Origin of the sequence: Streptomyces sp. NPDC057543 (genome assembly GCF_042801895.1) — a bacterium.
GTDB lineage: Bacteria > Actinomycetota > Actinomycetes > Streptomycetales > Streptomycetaceae > Streptomyces.
In genome coordinates, this window is sequence record NZ_JBHVFF010000593.1 from 1 (window position 1) to 1,274 (window position 1,274).

2 pseudogenes are annotated in these 1,274 nt (G+C 66.5%); both read left to right on the top strand.

The features are described 5' to 3' along the window. Positions 1–288: pseudogene (locus ACFU8Q_RS41525) on the top strand (TetR/AcrR family transcriptional regulator); the annotation flags it as partial. A gap of 319 nt (positions 289–607) precedes the next feature. Beyond that, a pseudogene (locus ACFU8Q_RS41530) lies at positions 608–1,130 on the top strand (IS5 family transposase); the annotation flags it as partial. Positions 1,131–1,274 lie beyond the last annotated feature (144 nt).

The window sequence follows — 1,274 nt, forward strand, 5'->3', positions numbered from 1 at the left end:
TCCGTGACCGATGAGGCGCTGGCTGCTCAGCCCTTCCTCGACAACCCCGACGCCGCGGAGAACGCCCTGACAGGCTTGCTCGAACAGGCCCAGGCGTCAGGCCTGGCCGATCCCGGCGTCGAAGCGCGCACGGAGGCGATCAGTCTGCTCGCGATGACGGCGACCATGGGCACCAGCATCCTCGTGGGGCAGCGGAGTCCGGAGTCGGCCATCGAGGTACTCCATCACCACCTGGACCGGATCTTCGTGACCGTCGAGACGTCGGCGGCCGGGGAGGGTCCAATCTGACGTGCCGTTGCGGCACTTGTGGCACGCGGATAGTGCGCGGCTCTGAAGGATTCAGGCAATACAGAGTAGGCCCAGGTCGCTGACCTGGGCCTTCGTTCAAGAGCGGATGACGGGAGTCGAACCCGCGTCATAGGCTTGGGAATCACCCGGCACTTGGGTCCGTTCATTACCCCTGACCTGCGGAAAACGTCAGCTTAGCGCCGCTTCTTCGCCATCTCTTCGGCTCCCTTGTTGTCCGCTGTTCACCGCCTCTACTGGCACGTAGTGGCACACCCCTTAACTACCGGTGCCGATCTCGGTGTGGTCGACAGTTCAGCGTCGTGGCGCCCTGGACTGGTCACGGTGCGCGATCGACTTGGTGAACGTGCGGGCAACGAAAGGGGGGGACCTGACGGGTCCGAATCTCGTAGATCGCGGCAAGAAAGGTTCAAAGATCCACTTGATCGCCGAGCGGACCGGTCTGCCCATCTCCATCGGCATCTTTGCCGCCAACACCCATGACAGCCAGGGTCTGGAGCCCCTGGTGCGGGGCATCCCGCCCATCCGCTCCCACCGAGGGCCCCGTCGACGACGGCCCGCCAAGCTCCATGGAGACAAGGGCTACGACTACGACCACCTGCGCCGATGGCTCCGGCCCGGGAACATCGCCCCGCGCATCGCCCGCAGAGGTATCGCGTTCTCTCAGCGGCTGGGCCGCCATTGTTGGACCGTGGAGCGGACGGGCGTCGTGGCTGGCTGGGTGCCGCCGCCTCCACCGCCTGCGCAAGGCGGAACACTTCCTGGCCTTCGCCGGGATCGCCGCGGCCCTCATCTGCTTCCGGCGCCTTTCGCCGCAGGCGTGAGGCAGCAGGCTGCCGCTACGGAACGTTCCAGGCGGCGATGAAGGGCTGTTCGTTCTCGGTGGCCAGGAAGCTGAGCGTGCCTGGATGCGGGTGGCCGAGCAGTCGGCTGGCGGACGCGTCGAGGCCGAGCCAGCGCACGGTGAG